Source organism: Sphingobacterium sp. LZ11T8, assembly GCF_024261425.1.
In the GTDB taxonomy this organism is placed as follows: domain Bacteria; phylum Bacteroidota; class Bacteroidia; order Sphingobacteriales; family Sphingobacteriaceae; genus Sphingobacterium.
Window position 1 is genome coordinate 76079 of sequence record NZ_JANBZY010000006.1, and the last position, 21905, is coordinate 97983.

A 21905-nucleotide genomic window follows, 5' to 3' on the forward strand; every position below is an offset into this window, starting at 1 on the left:
AATATATGAAGAACCTTTTTAGGCTATTGATCATTCTGGTCTGTCAAATGAATTTTCTGTTTGCACAGACGGAAAAGGGACCGACCATCAAATATTATTGTACAAACTGGGGCATGACTGATAGCTGGGCCGACTTCTGTAAGAAAGTGAAGGCGGCTGGATATGATGGCGTGGAGACTTGGTTGCCAAGTGGGCAGGCTGAAAGGACTGCTATGCTAAAAGCGCTGAAGGAAAATGGACTTTCCTTGGGGCTGCTCGCTGGAGGGGGTGGAAGTGACTTTACAGCCTATATGGGCAGTTTTGAGAATAACCTCAAGGAAGCTATTAAACTAAAGCCGGATTATATCAATTGCCATACAGGAAAAGAGTATTACAGTTTTGAGGAAAACAAGAAGCTGATCTTGCTTGCCTATGGGATGAGCAAGCAATCAGGAATACCGATTTACCATGAGACGCATCGTGGACGGTTCAGTTTTGCAGCTAATATTACCAAAGAATATCTTGAAAAGATACCTGAATTGACCCTAGCCTTGGATATATCCCATTGGTGTGTCGTCCATGAATCCTTGCTTTCGGACCAAAAAGAGGCAGTGGAACTTGCCCTTTCGAGAACCGGACATATCCATACACGAGTTGGGCATCAGCAGGGCGCTCAGGTGAACGATCCGGCAGCCCCTGAATGGAAAGCTGCCCTGGACCAACACTTGGCATGGTGGGATGCCATCGTTGATCGGCATAAAAAGCAAGGTAAGTCTACGCTGACCATGTGCATGGAATTTGGTCCATCGGGTTATTTGCCCACCTTGCCTTATACCCAACAACCTGTTGCCGATCAATGGTCTGTAAATAAATTTATGTTGGATCTCCTGAAGAAAAGATATAGCTCCTTATGAAGTTTCTAGAAGAATTGGCCTCCTTTTTCGGTCGTTTCCACCCAATCCTAGTCCATCTGCCAATCGGAATGCTTGTGCTAGCCTTTGCAATGGCAGCTTTCGAAAAGGTCAAGAAAACTGTTGAGTATGGTTCAGCGATTAGGTTTTCGCTATTGTTGGGGGCTTTTGCTGCTGTATTGGCTGCGGTTACGGGGTTCTTGCTGTCCAAGGATGGAGGCTATGAGGATGATGTCCTAGATTTCCACCAATGGCTAGGGATCTCAGTTGCCCTATTGTCTTTGCTGAGCTATTGGCTCTACCGTGACGGAAATACAGCGCAGGGGATTCTGGGAAAGTTGAAGGCTCAACGTTTTGTGATCCTGTTGCTGATGGTCGTTCTATTGGGATTTACAGGTCATTTTGGTGGGACATTAACCCATGGTAAAGGTTATATCAAGGATGCAATTCCTTCGGATATAAAAGCCGCATTGGGCATCGAGGACAAGGAGGAAGAGATTATGGTACTGGAGAACGTTCAGGAAGCTGAAGTCTATGGACAGGTCATCCAACCTATACTAAAGGCTAGGTGCCAGAGTTGCCATGGTGAAAAGAAACAGGAAGGTGAATTCTCCTTACATAACAAGGAAAGCCTACTGAAAGGCGGTGAATCAGGATCTTTGTTGGAAGCAGGGAACAAGGATAAAAGTGAACTCTATAGGCGACTTATCTTACCAGAAGGCCATGAGGATAGGATGCCACCAAAAGGTAGGAAACCTATTACAAACGATCAGATCAAGCTAATTGCTTGGTGGATTGATAGCGGACTGGCTTTTGATAAAAAGGTAAAGCAAGTGGATCAAGGGCAGGAAATAGCAGCAATCCTTAAAAAGCTGGAAAGTCCGGCTGAACCCACTGAATCACCAATGTTGTATGCCAACCTACCAGAAGCTCCAGACCTTCCAGAAGAACGATTGGAGGCTTGGCAGGCTAAAGGGATAAAGGTCCTTCCGGTAGCTACGGAAAACAACTATGTGACAATCAATGCCATTAATTATCCAGAGCTCAACGATAAGGATATTGAAGATCTGATGCATATCAAAGAAAATATTGTACAGTTGAAACTTGGGCATACCAAAGTAACGGATCAAGGCATGAAACTTTTGACTTCATTGCCAAACCTGGTCCGTCTGCATTTGGAACATACCGGAGTTACCGACAAAGGAATGGAAATCTTGAAGTCTGCTCCACAGTTGGCCTATCTCAATATCGTAGGAACAAAGGTTACCGAAAAGGGAGTGCAACAGCTCAGCTCGATCAAGTCACTGAAGGACATCTATGCCTTCCAAAGTGGAGTTAAATTAAATGCAGATAACTTAAAGGGGAATGGGAATTCCAGGTTAGACACCGGTAACTATGAATTACCGTTTCTTGAGTCTGATACCATACAATATTAAACCCAAAAGAACGATAGGACATACCTGTTTTGGGTTTAATGGAAATTAATGACTAAGATTTACTAGGAAAGAAATAGGTGATCAAGATAATGCATTTCTCGTCATTTTCATTTTTTGTGGAACGAATCATATTTCCATCAAGAAATATGGAATCACCAGTTTCTAGTTCTATTACCTGATTTCTTAAATGTATCGCTGCTTTCCCATTGATAATATGCTTAAAAATGTAGGCATCCTGTTGCACTATGGATTCTTCTTTGTAAGGATCTAATTCTAACAAAACAACACTCATATTGCTTTCTCCTAGATCTTGATCGGTAATTCTTTTGTATAGAGAACCTGATCCTTTCTCCAATATTAACGAAGAATAGTTTTCTTTTTTGAGTAGAATGACTGGACCTGGTTCCTTGGGACCTGAGAAATCCTCAAAAAACTGGTTCATGTCAATTTCAAGAGAGCTGATGATATTGATTAATACCGGAAGTGAAGGTATAGTCCTATTGTTTTCAATCTGTGAAATTAGCCCTTTGCTCACTCCAGCCTTGTTCGCAAGCTCTTGGATCGTAATACCCTTGTTTTTTCTGATTTCCTTGATCTTACTACTTATTTTGAAAATAGTATTGCCTTGCATTGTTTGTTTTAATTAAAATGATTCAAGTAAAGTTAAACTTATTAAGTAAAATTGTTATTTTTTTATTTTATTTTCTTTGTTCGAAACAAAATGGTAGTAGAAAATTAACACTTTCCTTAAAAGTACTTTCGTCCTAATGCTGATTTTTCAGCACTTTAAAAATTGTCGGGTTATTTAGGATTGTAAGCTATCCAAAACTTGAAAAAGAGTTTGATGGGAAATGGGCTTAGTCAGGTACTCAATGTATTGATTACCGTTATTGCTTTTATATCGGTCTGATTTACAGATAGAAGAGCTAATAATAAAGATGCTTACCTCTTGATCTTCGAATAGGTTTTCTTCTTGTATGCTCGTCATCAATTCCCAGCCATTCATTAAGGGCATATTGATGTCTATAAACAAGACATGGGGATAACTTTCTTTGTTGGATTTGTTCTTTCTGAAAAACTCAGCTGCAGTATATCCATCAGGGAAGATGCTCAGTTCAATCTGTTTTTTGTCGTACTTTTCAAGGAATTTCTTGAATAGAAAACAGAAAATAGAATCATCATCCACAAGAGTTATCCTCAATGTTTCCTTCATGGTAAAACGTTAATTTGCTAAGGGTAAGTTTATGGTTACCTGATTTCCGAAGTCAACATTCCTAGAGATATTGATATTTCCGCCGAAATTTAAGATCTGTTGTTTAGCTAAATGCAGATCCAATAATGAGTTTTCATCAATATCCTCATCTGTTGATTCCAGATCTTTTTCAATCCCAAAACAACGTTGTGATTCACAGTCGTTTTCAATTTTTATCACAATAAAATCTTCCTTTCTTTCTGTCCAAATTTTTATCGTGACTTTCTTTCCGGAAGAATTCAGTTTCAGGCTTTCATTAATCAGATAATGCATGATATTGTAGATATAGATAGCGGGGGAAGGCAATTTCTATTATTTCAAAATGGCAATCCAACTGAAGTTCTTTACTGTCGATTTTGGACTGAAACTGATTGGTCAAATTTTGATATATTTCGTCCATATTTGAGGTCTTGAAAAGAGAGTCGTTAGAATTTTGTATTTCCACTGTTTCAATCAGTTTATCGAACAGTTTTAGGAATTTGAAATTGCTCTTTTTCAATAATTTGGTCAGGACTTGCTTCTCATGTTCATCAGTTTCAAGACTCAATTGCTCGATGATCATGTTGATATTACTGATCGGGGTCCTGAGGTTATGCGTTAGGATCTGATTGTAAGCTTCTAATTGATTTACTCGAACTTTCAGTTCGTAGTTCCTTTTTTCCAAGAGTTCGTTCTGTTGGTTAAGCTTAATCTCATTGTTCTTGAAAAGCGATAGATCTTGTATCTGACAAAGGAAATAGACTAATTTTCCAGTCATATCGCGAACAGATGAAATATTGATCAGGCAATAAAAAGATTTATCTTCTTTGGCAATACAACGGGCTTCTATAATGGCTTTTTCCATTTCACCAGACTTCACCTGTTTTGTGGCTGTTGTCACCAAATCGAGTGATTCTTCATGGATGAACTCTGATATGGGTTTTTCCAACATTTCCTCAGCAATGGTATAGCCCAATATGCTTTGCAGTTCTTGGTTGTATTCCATGACCTTCAGCGAACGGTTCAACAGCAGCATACCGATAGAAGAATTCTTGAAAGCACGATTGAATTTCTCCTCCTTGATCTGCATCTCGGCTTCCAGCCTTTGTTCTCTGGTAATATTGGTCACCACCACTGTCAACCGATCAGTTTTATTATTGATGATCTTGGTCTTCAACTTAAACCATTGGTCGGGATTTGAATCATAGGGCGATTTGTATTTCAACACGTAGCCAGTCCTTCTCTTGAAGGATTTGTTCAGGATATATGTGAGGGTTTCGGAAAATTCTTGTGGGAAAAGATCAGCAATGGATTTATTGACAATAAATTCCTTTTCATAGAAGAGCTGTTCCGGGGTAGATGTCCAACAGTTCAATATGACACCATCATCCCTGATTTCAAATATAATATCATCTATAGAGGATACTAAGGAGTCAAAATCTTCCAGTTTTTGTTTCAATTGCTTTAATTCATCAGACACTAAGGGAAGTTCCATATTGAAAATAATGGTCAGCTTGAAGGGCTGAAAATGATAAATAGATAGTGCTTTCTGTTAATACTTTACGGCCTGCAAGAATATTCATTCTTGAAATGATGTAAAGATAAAGAAATTTCTGTTCCTATTTTAATGAAAATTTCTTAAAATCGATACAGGATGGTTAAAAATTTATTAAATAAAATTAAAAAAAGTGCTAACTTGCTCCTGTTAACCTAAGTACTTATTTGTACTGTAACACTTACTATTAATAAATTCAATTAATAAATCTGAATAATGGTAATTCGTTCTTAATTAGAGGTTTTGTAAATATTTTTATTTAAAAATCTGTAATCGAAAGACCAGGAAGAGATTGAAATTAGTGCATGGCAAAATGGATTATTGTGCGAAAGTAGGATGCTAAAATATTTCTTGGATATAAGATATTAAAATAGGTTTAATATAATTAACTAATCAATTTAAAATATGTCTTTTTTCAATCCAATATCATGCTACCTTTGCGACGCAAAAATTCATTAATTCAGTTTGTTCAAGCATGGAAAAACCAAACCAAGTTTATCAGTGGGCAATCTTTTGTTCAATTGATATCTATAGAATTAAGGTAATTTTTCAATTAACAAAATTGGTTTTAATAAAGCCAATATTGTCCAGAAATTAACTATTATGCAGATTGGCATTTAGTCAACATTAGGTAATATTAGCTTTAAAATAAATTTTATTTTATTTATTAAATATAGCCGACAGAAAAGTGACATTAATTTTAAAAAATGGTAGACCTGTTGTCAGATTAAGGGCGTTTAGAGCGATAGATGACCCTGAAACATGTTTACGATTTATCAAAGGGCATGAACACGTGCTAACCTCTATAGGTGTTAAAAAAGTAACCTCATCCAAGGACGAATGGATGTTTAATCCCGCATCTTTTGTTTTAATTGTAGAATCTCTAGATGGTGCAAACGTTTATGGTGGGGCGCGTATACATGTTGCTGGTGGTACTCAACCTCTTCCAATCGAAGAAGCCACCGGAATGATGGATCCCAAAATATTTGACCTTGTCTGGTCATACGCTCAAGAGGGAACAGGGGAAGGCTGTGGACTATGGAACTCCCGTGAAATTGCTGGCTATGGAATCGGAAGTATTTTCCTTACCCGAGCGGCAATTGCCATCGCACCTCGGATCGGACTGAAAACCTTATTTGCACTTTGCGCACCCTATACCATCAATCTTACAAAAGCAGTAGGTTATCGACAAGAATTTGGAGTAGGAAATAACGGTACATTTTATTACCCGAAATTAGATCTCTTGGCCACAACGATGGTTTTGGATGATGTACTTAATGTTCCTACAGCCTCCGAAGAAGATCGTAATGCCATTCTTGCCCTGCGGGATATGGCTGTAGGTCCTCGGATAGAGGTCCTCCGATCCAAGGAGATTGAAATCCATTACGATCTAAGCCTTAATAACCTGCAAGGTTGGGACCTTCAAAAAATTATCAATATGGCAAATGGACCAAGGTCTATTGATGATGGTAAGAGTCCCGACGATATTGTAATTCTATAAAAACTATGCAAGACAATCACGCTACCAAAAACAACTATTTATACAAACCTATATTTTTTGACAAATCCAAACCTGCGGATGCAGTGGCCATCCAAGAATTGCTGGATAAACAGGAAATCGTATTTGTGCATGATCAATTCGAACGGCAGTTAAGGGATCTTTTTATTTGCCGAAATCCTACTTTTTCTACAAACGAAGAACAATTTCTGCAATTTGTTGGTTTAATCAGTAATCAACGACCTATGGAAGAGTTGGGTGCCTGGGTTTATTATCCGTGGAGAAAAACCTTAGTGCACGTTTTGGAACGTGAAGAATTTATCGAAGTAAGAACAAACCGCAATCAACTTAAAATATCAAAAGCAGAGCAGGAGCTTCTGTCGAATAAGACAATTGGTATTATCGGACTTTCAGTTGGTCAATCTGTGGCTATTACCATTGCTATGGAAAGAGGTTGTGGCAAGTTAAAGCTTGCCGATTTTGACGATCTGGATCTTAGCAATTTGAATAGGTTAAGAGCACCAGTGTTCAGCTTGGGGATTCCCAAGGTTGTCCTGGCAGCAAGGGAAATTGCAGAAATCGATCCCTATCTGGAAGTGGAGATATATCCCGAAGGGATCCATGAGGAGAATTATCAAGAATTTCTTCTGGGGAGTCAAAAACTGGACTTGCTGATCGAGGTCTGTGATAATTTTGAGGTGAAGGTCGAAAGCAGGATCCGCGCTAAAGAGCTAGGAATTCCGGTAATTATGGAAACCAATGACCGAGCAATGCTGGACATAGAAAGGTTTGATGTATTTCCTGAACTGAAAATATTCCATGGACTTGTTGGTGATATAACGGTTGATGAAATCCAAGCTTTGGACAAGAATGAGCGGATGGGGCTGTTGATGAAGATTGTCAATGCCAAAGAGCTATCTGAAAGGATGAAACAATCGCTTCCTGAACTGGGTAAATCCCTGAAATCTTGGCCACAATTGGCTTCCGAAGTCGTGTTGGGCGGTGGTATTTCTGCTTGGGCTTCGCGAAAACTTCTGCTCGGTCAAGATCTGAAATCTGGAAGGTATTACGTGGATTTGGAGAAAATATTAAGTGCAAACCCTGTTAATTAACACATCAGCGATGTTAAGGTATTTGTTATTTCTAACTATGATTTTATGCTGTCTTTTTAGCCCTAAAGCTAAGGCATCGACAGATAGTGTCATTTACTTTAATGGGAAGGATGTCAAAAATATTGGAAAGTATTTATCTCTCTATGAAGAAAATGGGGAGTCAGTTTCTTTTAATGATGTCTTAGCACATCCAAACCTTTTTTCTAAATGTGAAACTGAGGTCCCTAACCTCGGGATCGTCAAGAAACCCCATTGGATCAAATTTGAAATCGTCAATAATTCTGATGAGGATCGCTTGATCGTAGACCTATCCCAACCTAATATTGCGGAAGTGAAATTTTACAGCATTATCAATTCCCAAATAGACAGTGTTGGATATAACTTAAAACAAGGTTATAGCGATCGAAAATATTCCCATCAATTCTATCTGTTTGATCTCCATCTCAAAAAAGGAGAGAAAGCAGTCTGCTATATGAAGTTGCAGAGCGAAACCCAAGTCATTGTTCCGCTGTCCATCCATACGCCAACAGGACTTTTTAATTTCCTGCAGAAAGAAGATATCCTTTCAGCCATCTACATAGGACTGATGTTGTCCTTAGTGCTCTATAATGCGTTTCTATATGTTGCAACTGGGGAAAAGCATTATTTAAGCTATGTGAACTATATTTTTTGGGTCTTTGTGGCCCAAATGGCGGTATTGGGGCTATTTGAAAGAGTTTTCCCCATTCGCAGTGAATGGCTGTCATCAAGATTGTTAACGTTTTCAGGCGCCATGTCAGGTATCGGTGCCATTCTTTTTGTCAAGTCTTTCCTGCACACTTCCGTAGAAGCAAGGGGCTTCAATAAATTACTGAACGTTTTTTTATTTGGTTATTTCTTTGCCATCCTATTGTTGTTGATAGGCTATATTATCCCTGCATATAGAATCGTAAACCTGGTTGCGGGTGGTGGAGCTGCCATCGTCCTCATATTTGCCTTTGAGTTATCGCGAAGAAAATATAGCCAGACCAAGTTTTTCCTCTTTGCATGGTGTATCTTTCTGATCAGTGTATTGGTCTTTGTTCTTAAGGATTATGGCGTGCTGCCAACCAACGTTTTCACGGCTCGGTCCGTACAGATAGGTTCTGTTATCGAAGCGCTCTTGCTATCTTTTGCATTGGCCGATAAGATCAATACTTACCGCAAGGAGATGTTGGAATTACAGGTCCGTGAATTGGCTATTTCCCAAGAAAATGAAAAGCTAATCCGTGAACAGAATGTGATTTTGGAACAGAAGGTCCGTGAAAGAACGGAAGAACTCCAAGAGTCCAATAAATCGCTGAGCTTAACCTTGTCAAACCTGAAAGATGCCCAAGCCCAGCTGGTGGAATCTGAGAAAATGGCCTCTCTAGGTCAGTTAACGGCCGGTGTAGCCCATGAGATCAATAATCCGATCAATTTTGTGACCTCCAATGTATCTCCACTTCGCCGCGATGTTGGAATCCTCTGGGATATTATCGATCAAATTGAAATGATAGCATTGGATAACGACCTGCAACTGGAAGAGAAACAGGAGAAAATCCAAAATATCAAGAATATCAACGATGTTGACTATCTGAAATCGGAAATCAATTTCTTGTTGAAGGGTATCCAAGAAGGAGCAGAACGGACAGCTGAAATAGTCCGGAGCTTACGGATTTTTTCCAGGATTGATGAAGATACGCTGAAGCGTGCCGATCTGAATGAATGCCTGGATTCCACTTTGGTCATCTTGAATCCAATGACCAAAGAACGGATTAGGGTCATCAAAAATTACCATAGCATTCCCATGGTGGAATGTTATGCGGGTAAACTGAACCAGGTTTTCATGAATATACTTTCCAATGCCATCTACGCCGTTGAAAAGAAATTCAATGGAAATGCGGGTGGAGAAATCAAGATCGAAACAAAACTTGACGAGGATTTGTCAAAAGTAATAATCAGTATTATGGACAACGGTACGGGGATCCCTCCAGAGGTCATCGGACGTATCTTTGAACCATTTTTTACAACAAAGGATGTTGGTGAAGGCACAGGTCTAGGGATGTCAATTGCTTATAAAACAATTGAAAGACATAATGGAAGAATTGGTTTGCAATCCACGGTCGGAGAGGGAACCACTTTTGATATCCATTTGCCAATCAAACAATAAGGTAAAGATTAAAATAAAGGTTTTTTAGGTCACACTAAAAGGTAATAGTATGGATAAGAATTTTGAGGTGTTGTACATTGATGATGAGTACAATAATTTGGTAGGATTTAAAGCGGCATTGAGGTTTCACTACGATATTCATATTGCGAGCAATACTACGGATGCAGAAAATATTTTAATGACCAATCCCAATATCAGGGTAATCTTTTGTGACCAAAAGATGCCCGGAGAGAATGGAATTGATTTCTTCAGCAGGATCAAAAAGGAATTTCCGAAGCCTATGCGGGTCTTGATCACCGCTTTTGCAGACATGGATACGGTAATTGACTCCATTAACCGCGGTCATATCTTCAGGTTTATCAAAAAACCTTGGGAAGAAGCTGAGATTATTTCCTGTATCGAAGAGGCCAATAAGTTTTATGTAACAAATTCTTTGTTGGATTTGCGCAATATGGAGCTTCAGAAAGCTTATGAGGAGCTTGATAAATTTGCCTATAGCGTTAGCCATGATTTACGCGATCCACTTGCAGGGGTGCTTGGTGCTATTCGGATTGCTTTGGATTTCAAGAGTGTCGAGCAGGTTCATGAAATCCTGAACCTCATGAAAACTTCCATTGTTAAACTAGAGGACTATATCAACAGCCTTCGAGATTATTATCTGTTGAGAAGGGGAGAGCTCAACCTTTCCAAAATTGATTTCAATTCCATCTTCGAAGATATTCTTGACTTTTATAAAATGTACAGCCAAAACTCGGGCGTAGAGATCAGCTTTGAAGTCGACCAAGAAAACACGTTCATCAATGATAAATCCATCTTGGAATTGATCATACACAATTTGGTTTCCAATGCGATAAAGTACCAAAAATTAGACTCTCTGGATAAATGGGTGAAATTGAAGGCAGAAACTGAAAATGGTCATGCAAAAATAACCGTAACGGATAATGGAATTGGAATCTCAGAGTCTTCGATCAACGATATCTTTAGGTTGTTTTTCCGCGCTAGCGATCAGGCTGAAGGGATGGGCTTTGGATTATATAATGTGAAGACTGCTGTGCAGAAACTTAAAGGCGGGATTTCCGTAGATTCAGAACCAGAGAACGGATCTAAATTTGTAGTGACTATTCCTTCTAAGGAATAGTCATTGGAATTTTAGGACAATAGTTTTTGACGAAGTAAAAACTCCAATTGTTCGTTTGAGATCTCCAGTTTAGACTTTTGATCGATAATATTTTTCTTGTTCTGATAGATTTCAAAAGCTCTTGAGATGGTTTCGGTCAATTCCTCTTCGCGCCAAGGCTTGTTCAGGTAGTGGAAGATTTTGCCTTTGTTAATGGCATCGACCACTGCACCCATATCCGTATAACCGGTCAACAGGATTCGCATAGGGTCAGGTTTGATTTCAATAACCTTTTCCAAGAATTCCACCCCGGTCATTTCAGGCATTCGCTGGTCAGTAATAATGATCTGGATATCATTTTTACGAATAATATCCAATGCTTCAGCTCCCGTTAAGGCAGTAAATACATTGTATTTAAACCTGAACGTGGCTTTAAAAGAAAATAAATTGTTCTCTTCATCATCCAAATACAGCACATTAATCTTATTTTCTATGTTCATTACTTTCTTACTTGAAAAACTGTTTCAAAATTAGTAATTATTTGTGGTCCATAATAATTGATTTGAATATAATGAGAAAATTGCATTTATTTTCAGATTTAAATTAATATTTTACTTGATAGTCTTTTGGAAACTTTTTTCCGGAAAAAGCTCGCTGTGAGGTCAACTCTTCACTTTTAGAAGTCCAGAATTCATCATCTGCTGGTAAGCCCAATGGTAAGAAGGAAAGGGATGCTTCATATAATGATCCGGCATTGGTATATGTGTCAGCCATATTCCCCTGATCTGTGGAAGTAAATCCCAAAATCAACCAACCATATTGATCATAAAGATCATGCTTGTAAATGTTTTTCAGGATGGCTGTCAATCCATTTCGGATTTGGCCATACGATAGGTGTTCTGGAAGTTTCTTGTCCAATGCTACTTGTGCCAAAGGTTGGAAAGCTCCATTCCTATAGGTTGAACTTCGTCCGATAATTGGAAAATAACCTTCCGGAGAAATCATTCTTTCCAGGTGCTGGGCATATCGTTGCATTCTCTTATATGCACGTTCATACTTCTCTTGGTAGTTCCCAGCCTTCAGGTTATGTTTTAAGGTTTCAACCAGCATGCAATGGATGATGTAGCCATTGTAATGGTCAAATGCAAAGTGGTTTCCATCTGAGTACCAACCATCGCCAACATACCAATCATGGTCAAATTTATTGATGGCTAAATCTATGCTTTCCCGATTGGGTTCCACACCAATGCTGTACAGAAAGGTTTCCGTAATCGATGAAAACAACAGCCAATTGTTTTGCCCCGGCTTTATCCAGCGTATGTATTTCAGCTCCTCAATGACCTGTTGTTTGGTCTTGTCAGGAAGGGGTTCCCATAAGGCTTGTGGAGCCCTTAAAAACCCTAATGCTAAATGGGCAGCATCTACCAAGGTCTGACCTTCTTTTCCACGCCAAGAAAAATAATCGGGCGAACTGGGATCAAACCCATGTTGTATACCGAGTAGGGCTTGTTCCCTATATTTTTTTCGAAGTTGACCTTCTTCAGAAGCATCGTCTTTCAATCCCAACCAAGGAGCCATGCCGGCCATCAATCGGCCAAAGGCCTCCAAATACCCAACCTTTGGATTTCGCCCATCAAAAGATTCAGATACGACCATGGGCATGTTTTTCTGGAAAGTGCCTTTACTGATGTTCTCCAAAATAGGACTTGCCATTTTGCTCAAAATGGAAACCCAATAGGCTCGGTCATCTGTAGCTAGATATTTTGATGCTAATCCATCTGTGTTGGTCTCATTTAGGACGGCATATGCCCTGTTTTCCTGCATGGTTAAACCAGCAATCATTAATCCTGCAGACTGTATCCAGGTTCTTCTTTTCATAGGGTAGGTATTTATGGGTTTAGGTCAGTTATTTGCCTTTTCTCTAATTTAACATATTCTGGGCAAAATGTAGCATATATTGAAAATCGGCATCCTCAATCAATTTTATTAAGTTTGTAATATCGAGATGCAATAAGGTATGGAAAAGAATAAAATCAGCGCTGATGAGTTCGTCGAGAAGTTTATGGGAGGGAGCCTTAAACACCTGACCTATATACAAACGCCTATCAAGATCTTTCCATTACGTGATATAGCACCTTATCTGAAAACCCCGATTCCACCTATTTTCTTCGGCTATAATCTCCTTATTTATATTAATCAAGGTTATTTCAAACATCAGATTGAATCTACTTCATTTATGGTACAGGCACCTTCTGTGCTAATTTCCAATTATGGTAATATTTCTGCTATTGATTCGGTAGATAAATCCGCTCAGGGATATTGTGTATTGATCAAGGAGCAGGCTATGACATCCTTGTTCAGGGAACAAGAAATCCTCAATATTTTCACCATCTCACCTTTATTGAATCTCAGTAAGATAGATAATGAAGAATTGAACGGACTTCTGGATTTGCTATATGAGGAAATCTATACGGAAAAACCCTATAAGGAATACTATGAAAGTATTTTTAAGACCGTAATGTTAAAGATTATCAAGATTTCTGCCTCCAATAAATCCTTGGGAAGGCGACAGGAAATTGCTATATCATTTAAACAACTGGTTCATTTACATTATAATAAGGAAAAGTCCGTTAATTTTTATGCAGATAAGTTAGCTGTCTCCGTAAACTATTTGAATAGATGTGTTTCTTCGGTGTTCAAGAAATCCTCAAAACAGCTCATTCTTGAAGTTGCCATAATCCATAGCCAGTTAATGCTGTTGGAAACCAATAAAAGTGTGGCCAGTATCGCCTATGAATTGGAGTTTGAAGATCCATCTTATTTTACCCGTCTGTTTAAAAAGATCGTAGGAATTTCTCCAACTGAATATCGCAAAACGATAAATTAGCGCAGAATGGTTTTTATGCACGATTTGTCCTAAATATAAACGAAATCCTCATAGATATTTTCTTGATTTCCCTCTAATTTTACAATTGAGTTTTATAATAGCCAATTTGTTCAACTCAAAAAGGCGGACCTATGAATTGCTCACTATACATTGTAAATAAAAAAATAGCATGAACGGAGTTATAGAAAATATAGATTTTGAAAACTATATTTCATCATTCAGAAAACACTTATACCACCTATTCAGAGAAGAATTTGATTATTCATCCATTAGTTTGAAACGTGATTTTCCTGCAGAGTTTCTAGCAGAGATCATGAAGAAAAAACCTCTGGCGGTGGCTATTCCTAAATTGCACGGAGGAAGAGGCGTATCGGTAAAAGAATGTTTAGGAGTTCTGTCTGCCGCTTCGTATGAATCTCTGGCACTTTCCTTAATGTTCGGTATCAATATCGCTTTGTTCCTGGAGCCTGTTGCCAAGTACGGAAATTATGCTGTGCAAGAACGCGTATTTAAGGAATTCATAGAGAACAATGCCATGGGAGGTTTAATGATAACCGAGAAAGCCTACGGTAGCGATGCATTAAATATGAAAACGGCTTACGATCAAATCGGCAACTCCTATAAGATCAAAGGTGAAAAACATTGGCAAGGACTTAGCGGTGCTGCTGATTTCTGGTTAGTTACTGCCCGCAAACTCACCCCAACCGGTGAGTTGACCCGCGACATTGATTTTTTCGTGACGGATAACAGCAATCCTGAACAACATATCCCTATGCTGGAGCGCTATAACAACCTTGGTTTGTATGCAATTCCTTATGGCGTCAATCAAATTGATGTAGTTTTACCGGAAGATCAAAAATTAACACCAGAAAGTACAGGAATTAAATTGATGCTGGACATGCTTCACAGAAGTAGATTGCAATTCCCAGGTATGGGCTTAGGTTTTATCAAGCGTCTACTTGATGAATCTCTGCAACATTGCCAAAACAGGATTGTCAGTGGAAGCCCATTGATCAACATTGATTCTGTAAAATATCAAATTTCAAGAATCCAGGCAGCCTTTGCCATCTGCTCAGGTATGTGTGCTTATTCAGTAGCAACCAGTGGTATTGAAAATGACCTTTCAGGATTAAGTATTGAAGCCAATACCTTGAAAGCCTTGATTACCGACTTGATGCAAGAGTCTGCACAGATCAGCCTTCAATTAGCAGGTGCAAATGGATATAGATTGGATCATATCGCTGGACGATCAGTGGTGGATAGCCGCCCATTCCAGATATTCGAAGGATCTAATGAAATGCTATATGGACAGATTGCTGAAGGTATCAGCAAGATGATGCGTAGAGCAAAAGAATCAAATCTATATGAATTCTTAAAAACCTATCCTAATGCTAATCTGAGTGCTCCATATTTCAAGGAACAATTGAACTTCAGCCTAGAAGCCGGTATCAACCAACGCGACATGGTTACCATTGGTCGAATGATCGCTAGGGTAATCAGTTTCCAATTTGTTCTTCAAATGGAAGGCTTCAATGCTGAATTAGTAGAAATCACCCGTCAGCATATCTTGATGGATCTGACGATGTTCCATGGCCAGTACATTAGCAAAAACAGCGCTAATCCTTTGGTTGAATATGGTATGGATTCCGATTGGATGAACTTTGTCTCTTAATAACAATTTCAAATACAACAAGGAGAGCTGGGTTTTATTACCCAGCTTTTTTTATGGCCAAAATTTTTAATCTCAAAGTATTCTTGATTTTCCTATTGGTCTTATTCGAGACATATTCCGAATTTTGGCAATATGAATAAGGTAGAGTTAATATTCTATCCGAAGCATTCTCGAATATGCCTCGAATGAGTCTCGACTAAGGTCTATTTTATTAGCCATAATTATGTCAGGAAAAACCCTGAAAAACACCATTCTTCTGAATCTTTGATAATTTTATTTCATCATATAAAAAAACTAGCTATAGGTTAAACAATCTATTGTCTTTTACTATTGTAAATACTGTATGGAGAAACAGAATAAGGCTGATAATGCTATGGCGCCAATTCCGGATGGAAGGAAACTAGATGTTTTCTATAAAGTGGACATTGTAGTCATCGGTGCTGGGCAGGCAGGTCTGTCGGCGGCCTATCACCTCAAAAGGGAAGGGTTAGAGCCAGGGAAAGGATTTGTAGTATTGGATGATGAATTTGGTTCCGGTGGAGCATGGCAACATCGCTGGGATTCCTTGACCTTGAGCAATGTGAATGGAATCAATGATCTGCCGGGGATGACCTTTTCGGAAGCGGTCAATCGCGATGATAAACAATTGCGGGCCAATGTTGCATTGCCCCAATATTATGAGAAGTACGAAAAGGCCTTTGATCTCCCTGTAATCAGACCAGTAAATGTATTGAAGGTAACGGAGCGAAATGGAAGGTTTCTGATCCATACCAATGGACTGCAGTTTTCAGCAAAAGGCATTATCAATGCGACCGGTACCTGGAAGACTCCACATTGCCCGAAGTATCCCGGTTGGGATAAGTTTAAAGGAAGGCAATTACATACCGGTGAATATAAAAATGCTGCTGAATTTATAGGGAAGCACGTCATAGTCGTTGGTGGTGGGATTTCTGCTGTACAATTATTGGGTGAGCTCTCCAAAGTGACTCAGACTACATGGGTAACACGGAGGCCTCCTGATTTTCGGCCTTATGAATTTAACCCAGAATTAGGTCGAGAGGCGGTGGCCATGGTCGATGAACGGGTACGGAAAGGATTGCCTCCAAAATCGGTTGTTTCTGTCACGGGCTTACCGATCACTCCGGCTATTGCGGATATGTTGAAGTCTGGTGTATTGGATAGGAAGCCCATGTTTCAAGAGATAACAGAAAATGGCGTGAAGTGGGAAGATGGTAGCGAAATGGATGCTGATGTTATCTTTTGGAATACCGGTTTTAGGCATTCCTTGGACCATTTGGATCCTCTGGGGTTAAAAAATGAGCAAGGTGGAATTGAAATGGGCGGTCAATTAGCGACCCAAGTGGTAAAAGACCCTAGAATTCATCTGACTGGTTATGGGCCTTCCTCTTCAACCATTGGAGCAAATAGGGCGGGGCGTGCGGCTGCAAAGGAATTAATTGCCTATTTAAAATTGAAATAAGTGCCGAGCAGATATATTTTGAGAACTTAATTTACAATATGACTTTTTCCCGATACGAATCATTATTGGTTGCGATGTTGACCATTGTCCAGTTTACGGTAGTTTTAGATTTTGCAGTTATGGCACCTTTAGGTGCAGAGTTGATCGACTCCTTGGATATTTCCACCAAGCAATTTGGAATCTTAGTGTCTGCCTATGCATTGAGTGCAGGTGCTTCGGGCTTTCTTTTGGCCGGTTTTATCGATCGTTTTGACCGTAAAAATATCCTCTTGATCATGTACGTAGGTTTTATTATCGGAACAGTCTGTTGCGCAATAGCACCTTCGTACTATTTTTTGTTGGTATCTAGGATTGTCGCCGGTGTTTTTGGTGGAGTAATGTCGGGAATTACCTTTGCGACCGTTACAGATTTTTTCAGGTATGAGATCCGAGGTAGGGTGATGGGGTTTATACAGATGGCATTTTCTGCAAGTCAGATTTTGGGGATTCCATTAGGGCTCTATTTAGCGCATATTTGGTCCTGGCATGTTCCATTTTATTTTATCGTAGGTATTGGCCTTATCAATATCGCCATGTTGGTGAAATTTATGAAACCTATTCCTTCCAAAACCATTCCTGGAGAGAAAAGCAGTTATTTCCAAGTGATAAAAAGGGTTTTTACCAATAAAAAATATTTGATTGCATTTTCGACAACCTTTTTCCTAGCAACAGGAGGTTTTATCTTACAGCCCTATGTTACCCCGCATTTGGTATTCGATCTTAATTATGCAGAAGACCAATTACCCTATGTTTTTTTCTCGGCGGGGATAGCCACATTGATTGGTTCACCAATTTTTGGAAAATTAAGTGATTCTTGGGGAAAGTATAAGTTGTTTGTTACGGGTAGTTTATTGGCCGGAATCTGTATCATTTGGTTTGTTAATGTTCCAGCGGGCAATTTATTTATGGTTGCCGTGGCATTCAGCTGTATGATGCTGTTTGTATCTTCTAGGATTATCAGTGCAACCGCCATGATTACAGCCATTCCAGATGCTAGTGAACGTGGAGCCTTTATGAATATCAATTCAGCCATACAACAGTCCAGTGGGGGAATTGCCTCCATCTTAGGTGGAATTGTTTTGATTGAAAAGGAAGGTAATCAGGGCTTTGAGAATTTTCAGTTATTGGGACTGATTACGTTTGTGAGTATTTTAATCTGTATCTTGTTGATGTATAGGGTGAATAAAATCGTGGAAGGGAAATATTTGAAGTAAATGTAATGATTGTGGTAGGGGAAATGCTAAGCCGGTTGGTATTTGAACCAGGATGCCAGGGATAGGAGGATGGACCAAGATATGGGGGCTTATTTTAGCATATAATTAGTGCTAAAAGGTCTGTTTTTTTTGGGGTCATCCTGACGCATGAAGGATCTCGGAACAATGCATATATTTTCAATAGTGTATTGGTGTACTTTCCTGTACGTTCGGTTTCCCCCTTCCTGTCGTCCTGACGAAGGAAGGATCTCGGAATTTTACAGACATAATCAAATTACGGATAGCATTGGCGTACAGGTCCTTAACCTTCGGTTAAGGATGACAATCGGTTTGTGTGGAGAACCGTACAGATTCCTCACTGATCGTTCAGAATCAAAATGCGCCTAGGAGGGATTCAGAGTGAAACGAAGAATCTATTTATTACTTTTTTTAAGGATCGTTGTCATCCCGAAATTGTAAGATGAGGGAACTATTTTTTTTCTTTTTAGACGCTTAAAAGGGAGATATAAAAAATATTTCACCCACGCTGTGGGTTTTCTACATTCCAATTCACCTTTCTACAAATATTTCACTCCTGTTGTCGATTCCCAAAACTTGATCTTTTACTAACCTTTCAGTTGTAATTTTTTCAATGCAGTTCTTTGGACTGAAATAATTAATTGCATATTTGTTTTTTGACTGACATTTGCTAATTTGGTAAAACGGATTAGCGAAACCTAAACACAAAAAATATTAATAAACTCAAATATGATTAAACATTGTTTATCCAAGATTTCTCTCCTGCTAATATTAGTGGCGGTACTGAGTTCTTGTCAACAAAAGCGATCTGGAAAGCCTAGGGTATTGGTTTTCAGTAAAACTGCAGGTTTTCATCACAATTCAATTGAAAAGGGCAATGCAGCCATTCAAAAATTAGGTCTAGAGAACGATTTTGTTGTGGATACCACTTCGAATGCGGATCGATTTGTTGAAGATTCTTTGAAGAATTACTCAGCAGTTGTGTTTTTAAATACATCTGGGGATGTCTTAAACAATTATCAAGAAGCTGATTTCGAGCGTTACATTCAAGCTGGTGGTGGTTTTGTTGGAATCCATTCAGCTGCTGACTCGGAGACGGATTGGGGTTGGTACGGACGTTTACTTGGTGGATATTTTGGTTCAGAGCCTGAATTGAAACAAGGTAAATTAACCATTGTAGACAAAAATCATCCTTCTACAAAAGGTCTTCCTGATCCTTGGGAGATTACCGATGAATGGTACACCTTCAAGAAACAACCTGAAAACTTAAAAATCCTGATGACGGTTGATAAATCTGTTTTCCCGAATAAGGATGAGGTTGAGCAGGCTCCTGTTGCTTGGTTCCATGAATATGATGGCGGAAGGTCTTTCTACACCGGTTTGGGACATGAGGATGCAGAATATGCAGACGCGAATTTCTTGAAACATATCTTAGGGGGTATTCAATATGCAATCGGTAAAAACCTTGAATTAGACTATAAAAAAGCTAAGACTGTTCAGGTTCCAGCTGCAGACCAGTTCAAGAAGGTAACTATGGCCGAAGGAGAGTTCTTTGAACCGACGGAAATGGCTATCCTTCCAAACCTTGATATCTTGATTGCCCAACGTCGCGGCGAATTGTTGCTTTATAGCAAAGAAACCAATAAAGTAAGCCAAGTTGGACTTTTGGATGTCTATCATAAAACAGAAGTTCCAAACGTGAATGCGGAAGAAGGATTTATGGGTCTAACAGCCGATCCAGACTTTGCAAAGAACAATTTTATCTATGCTTATTACAGTCCTAAAGATACTTCGGTAAATAGACTTTCGAGATTTGTCTTCAAGGACAATAAATTGGATATGGCTTCTGAAAAAGTGATTTTAGAGCTTTATTCTCAACGTGATATCTGTTGTCATACAGGTGGTTCATTGGCATTTGGTAAGGATAGAAATCTGTTCATTTCTACAGGTGACAACTCTACTCCATTTGATGAGCCAAACCAAAAATATGTGAGCAATGGATTTTCTCCTAAGGATGCTAGGGAAGGGCATGAGCAATATGACGCTCAACGTTCTTCTGGAAATACCAATGATCTGCGCGGTAAGGTATTACGTATCACCGTTAAAGAAGATGGTACCTATGCTATTCCTGAAGGCAACCTGTTTGCGAAAGGAACAGAGAAAACAAGACCTGAGATCTACGTAATGGGTAACAGAAACCCTTATAGAATCTCCATTGATAAGAAAAATGGATTCTTGTATTGGGGGGAAGTTGGTCCGGATGCCAATAAGGATTCGTTGAACAGAGGTCCGCGTGGTTACGATGAAGTTAACCAGGCACGTAAAGCAGGTTTCTTTGGTTGGCCATATTTCGTAGGAAACAACTATGCTTACCATGCTTATAATTATGAAACTGGTGAAATGGGTCCTGCGTATGATGCGAAAAAACCAATCAATGATTCAAGGAATAACACAGGTTTACGAGAGTTGCCAGAGGCAATGCCTGCCTTTATTTGGTATCCATATGCGGAATCACCAGATTTCCCTCAAGTAGGTTCAGGTGGCCGTAATGCGATGGCCGGTCCAATTTATTATACCGATATGTTCCCTCAGGAAACTCGGTATCCAGACTATTACAATGGTAAATTGTTTGTTTATGACTGGATCCGCGGTTGGTTTAAAGCTGTTACGATGTTGCCTAACGGTGATTTCGATAAGATGGAGCCATTCATGGGCGGTGTTAAATTCAACAGTCCAATCGATATGGAAGTAGGTCCTGATGGTAAGTTCTATGTATTGGAGTATGGCAGTGGATGGTTTAGCAAGAACCCGGATGCTGGGATTTCAAGAATTGATTTCGTGCCAGCTTCGGCAGATCAGGCTGCTCATAAAGGAACTGAAGGGGATGCAAGTGTTGCTGGACCAATGGGCCACCAGCAAGGCAGCAAGCCTAAAGGTGAGGCCTTGATCGAGGCATCAGACTGTAAGGCTTGTCACGCTATCGATAAGAAGTCTGTAGGACCTTCATATGTAGAGATTGCAAAACACTATAAAGACAATAAAGATGCACACAGTATCCTAGTGAAGAAAATCAAGAATGGCGGAAGTGGCGTCTGGGGAGAAGTAGCGATGGCTGCACACCCGAACATGAAAGATGCCGACCTAGATGAGATTGTAACTTGGATCTTGTCGCACAAATAAGAAATCCTTTAGATAACCTGATTTTTTCAGGGATAAAAGAATTGGAGTGGCTGAAAAGCCGCTCCTTTTTTGTATTGGAAGGATGAATGTTTGCTTAGGTATGCAACCCCTAGCGGGCAATGTCATTAAGTTAAGGAAAATAACCACAGATTCTTTGTTACTTTTGAAGCCCAAAAGTAATCAAAACCGCCGGAGGAGCTCACGGATACCAATTCTCTTCGTTACTTTTGAAGCCCAAAAGTAACCAAACCGCCGAAGGAGCTCAAGGACACCAATTTTCTTCGTTACTTTTGAAGCCCAAAAGTAACCAAAACCGACGAAGGAGCTCATGGACACCAATTTTCTTTGTTACTTTTGAAGCCCAAAAGTAACCAAAACCGACGAAGGAGCTCATGGACACCAATTT

17 protein-coding genes are annotated in these 21905 nt (G+C 39.4%); 11 read left to right on the forward strand and 6 right to left on the reverse strand.

Annotated features, from left to right (window positions below; genetic code table 11):
- Positions 1 to 5: 5 nt before the first annotated feature.
- A complete protein-coding gene (locus NLF99_RS14670; RefSeq protein ID WP_254529160.1) occupies positions 6 to 893 on the forward strand; it encodes a sugar phosphate isomerase/epimerase in 888 nt (295 codons plus the stop codon).
- Positions 890 to 2326, forward strand: a complete 1437-nt coding sequence (locus tag NLF99_RS14675) for a c-type cytochrome domain-containing protein (protein ID WP_254529162.1) — start codon at positions 890 to 892, stop codon at positions 2324 to 2326. Before NLF99_RS14670 ends, NLF99_RS14675 begins: the two co-directional genes overlap by 4 nt.
- A gap of 52 nt (positions 2327 to 2378) precedes the next feature.
- On the opposite strand, the gene NLF99_RS14680 is transcribed toward NLF99_RS14675, so the two are convergent.
- From NLF99_RS14680 to NLF99_RS14695, 4 genes are all read right to left on the reverse strand, one after another.
- Complete coding sequence (locus tag NLF99_RS14680) at positions 2379 to 2957, reverse strand: helix-turn-helix transcriptional regulator (RefSeq protein WP_254529164.1); 579 nt, start codon at positions 2955 to 2957, stop codon at positions 2379 to 2381.
- Between the two features lie 174 nt (positions 2958 to 3131).
- Positions 3132 to 3539: a response regulator gene (locus NLF99_RS14685; protein WP_185217047.1), complete on the reverse strand. Its 408-nt coding sequence runs from the start codon at positions 3537 to 3539 to the stop codon at positions 3132 to 3134.
- A gap of 9 nt (positions 3540 to 3548) precedes the next feature.
- On the reverse strand, positions 3549 to 3851 hold the full coding sequence (locus NLF99_RS14690) for a hypothetical protein (protein ID WP_254529166.1): 303 nt from the start codon (positions 3849 to 3851) through the stop codon (positions 3549 to 3551).
- Positions 3835 to 5052 carry a PAS domain S-box protein gene (locus tag NLF99_RS14695; RefSeq protein ID WP_254529168.1) on the reverse strand — a complete coding sequence of 406 codons (1218 nt, stop codon included), beginning with the start codon at positions 5050 to 5052 and terminating at the stop codon, positions 3835 to 3837. The genes NLF99_RS14690 and NLF99_RS14695 overlap by 17 nt, the downstream gene beginning before the upstream one ends.
- Before the next feature lie 748 nt (positions 5053 to 5800).
- Here NLF99_RS14695 and NLF99_RS14700 point away from each other — a divergent pair.
- The 4 genes from NLF99_RS14700 to NLF99_RS14715 are packed head-to-tail and all read left to right on the forward strand — an operon-like array spanning position 5801 to position 11030.
- A complete protein-coding gene (locus NLF99_RS14700; RefSeq protein ID WP_185211703.1) occupies positions 5801 to 6613 on the forward strand; it encodes a hypothetical protein in 813 nt (270 codons plus the stop codon).
- 5 nt (positions 6614 to 6618) lie between these two features.
- On the forward strand, positions 6619 to 7722 hold the full coding sequence (locus NLF99_RS14705; protein WP_254529169.1) for a ThiF family adenylyltransferase: 1104 nt from the start codon (positions 6619 to 6621) through the stop codon (positions 7720 to 7722).
- A 37-nt stretch (positions 7723 to 7759) separates the two neighbouring features.
- Complete coding sequence (locus NLF99_RS14710; RefSeq protein ID WP_254529171.1) at positions 7760 to 9892, forward strand: 7TM diverse intracellular signaling domain-containing protein; 2133 nt, start codon at positions 7760 to 7762, stop codon at positions 9890 to 9892.
- A gap of 49 nt (positions 9893 to 9941) precedes the next feature.
- Positions 9942 to 11030, forward strand: coding sequence for a hybrid sensor histidine kinase/response regulator (locus tag NLF99_RS14715; protein WP_185211706.1), 1089 nt, complete (start codon positions 9942 to 9944; stop codon positions 11028 to 11030).
- A gap of 11 nt (positions 11031 to 11041) precedes the next feature.
- On the opposite strand, the gene NLF99_RS14720 is transcribed toward NLF99_RS14715, so the two are convergent.
- Both NLF99_RS14720 and NLF99_RS14725 read right to left on the reverse strand, forming a co-directional pair.
- Positions 11042 to 11509: a response regulator gene (locus NLF99_RS14720; RefSeq protein WP_185211707.1), complete on the reverse strand. Its 468-nt coding sequence runs from the start codon at positions 11507 to 11509 to the stop codon at positions 11042 to 11044.
- A gap of 103 nt (positions 11510 to 11612) precedes the next feature.
- The gene (locus NLF99_RS14725) at positions 11613 to 12887 is read right to left on the reverse strand and encodes a DUF2264 domain-containing protein (protein ID WP_254529172.1); all 1275 of its coding nucleotides are present in this window, start codon (positions 12885 to 12887) and stop codon (positions 11613 to 11615) included.
- A gap of 139 nt (positions 12888 to 13026) precedes the next feature.
- Between NLF99_RS14725 and NLF99_RS14730 the strand changes: the two genes are divergently transcribed.
- From NLF99_RS14730 to NLF99_RS14750, 5 genes are all read left to right on the forward strand, one after another.
- Positions 13027 to 13896: an AraC family transcriptional regulator gene (locus tag NLF99_RS14730; protein ID WP_185217043.1), complete on the forward strand. Its 870-nt coding sequence runs from the start codon at positions 13027 to 13029 to the stop codon at positions 13894 to 13896.
- 169 nt (positions 13897 to 14065) lie between these two features.
- Entirely contained in the window at positions 14066 to 15568 is a 1503-nt protein-coding gene (locus NLF99_RS14735; protein ID WP_254529173.1) for an acyl-CoA dehydrogenase family protein, read from the forward strand.
- A 343-nt stretch (positions 15569 to 15911) separates the two neighbouring features.
- Entirely contained in the window at positions 15912 to 17048 is a 1137-nt protein-coding gene (locus NLF99_RS14740; protein ID WP_237219488.1) for an NAD(P)-binding domain-containing protein, read from the forward strand.
- A 38-nt stretch (positions 17049 to 17086) separates the two neighbouring features.
- The gene (locus NLF99_RS14745; protein WP_185217041.1) at positions 17087 to 18301 is read left to right on the forward strand and encodes an MFS transporter; all 1215 of its coding nucleotides are present in this window, start codon (positions 17087 to 17089) and stop codon (positions 18299 to 18301) included.
- 747 nt (positions 18302 to 19048) lie between these two features.
- Positions 19049 to 21499 carry a ThuA domain-containing protein gene (locus NLF99_RS14750; protein ID WP_254529174.1) on the forward strand — a complete coding sequence of 817 codons (2451 nt, stop codon included), beginning with the start codon at positions 19049 to 19051 and terminating at the stop codon, positions 21497 to 21499.
- Positions 21500 to 21905 lie beyond the last annotated feature (406 nt).

Excerpts from the sequence above, each read along its gene's own strand:
- NLF99_RS14670 (WP_254529160.1), top strand. The coding sequence starts at position 6 with ATGAAGAACCTTTTTAGGCTATTGATCATTCTGGTCTGTCAAATGAAT.
- NLF99_RS14675 (WP_254529162.1), top strand. The coding sequence starts at position 890 with ATGAAGTTTCTAGAAGAATTGGCCTCCTTTTTCGGTCGTTTCCACCCA.
- NLF99_RS14680 (WP_254529164.1), bottom strand. The coding sequence starts at position 2,957 with ATGCAAGGCAATACTATTTTCAAAATAAGTAGTAAGATCAAGGAAATC.
- NLF99_RS14685 (WP_185217047.1), bottom strand. The coding sequence starts at position 3,539 with ATGAAGGAAACATTGAGGATAACTCTTGTGGATGATGATTCTATTTTC.
- NLF99_RS14690 (WP_254529166.1), bottom strand. The coding sequence starts at position 3,851 with ATGCATTATCTGATTAATGAAAGCCTGAAACTGAATTCTTCCGGAAAG.
- NLF99_RS14695 (WP_254529168.1), bottom strand. The coding sequence starts at position 5,052 with ATGGAACTTCCCTTAGTGTCTGATGAATTAAAGCAATTGAAACAAAAA.
- NLF99_RS14705 (WP_254529169.1), top strand. The coding sequence starts at position 6,619 with ATGCAAGACAATCACGCTACCAAAAACAACTATTTATACAAACCTATA.
- NLF99_RS14710 (WP_254529171.1), top strand. The coding sequence starts at position 7,760 with ATGATTTTATGCTGTCTTTTTAGCCCTAAAGCTAAGGCATCGACAGAT.
- NLF99_RS14715 (WP_185211706.1), top strand. The coding sequence starts at position 9,942 with ATGGATAAGAATTTTGAGGTGTTGTACATTGATGATGAGTACAATAAT.
- NLF99_RS14720 (WP_185211707.1), bottom strand. The coding sequence starts at position 11,509 with ATGAACATAGAAAATAAGATTAATGTGCTGTATTTGGATGATGAAGAG.
- NLF99_RS14725 (WP_254529172.1), bottom strand. The coding sequence starts at position 12,887 with ATGAAAAGAAGAACCTGGATACAGTCTGCAGGATTAATGATTGCTGGT.
- NLF99_RS14730 (WP_185217043.1), top strand. The coding sequence starts at position 13,027 with ATGGAAAAGAATAAAATCAGCGCTGATGAGTTCGTCGAGAAGTTTATG.
- NLF99_RS14735 (WP_254529173.1), top strand. The coding sequence starts at position 14,066 with ATGAACGGAGTTATAGAAAATATAGATTTTGAAAACTATATTTCATCA.
- NLF99_RS14740 (WP_237219488.1), top strand. The coding sequence starts at position 15,912 with ATGGAGAAACAGAATAAGGCTGATAATGCTATGGCGCCAATTCCGGAT.
- NLF99_RS14745 (WP_185217041.1), top strand. The coding sequence starts at position 17,087 with ATGACTTTTTCCCGATACGAATCATTATTGGTTGCGATGTTGACCATT.
- NLF99_RS14750 (WP_254529174.1), top strand. The coding sequence starts at position 19,049 with ATGATTAAACATTGTTTATCCAAGATTTCTCTCCTGCTAATATTAGTG.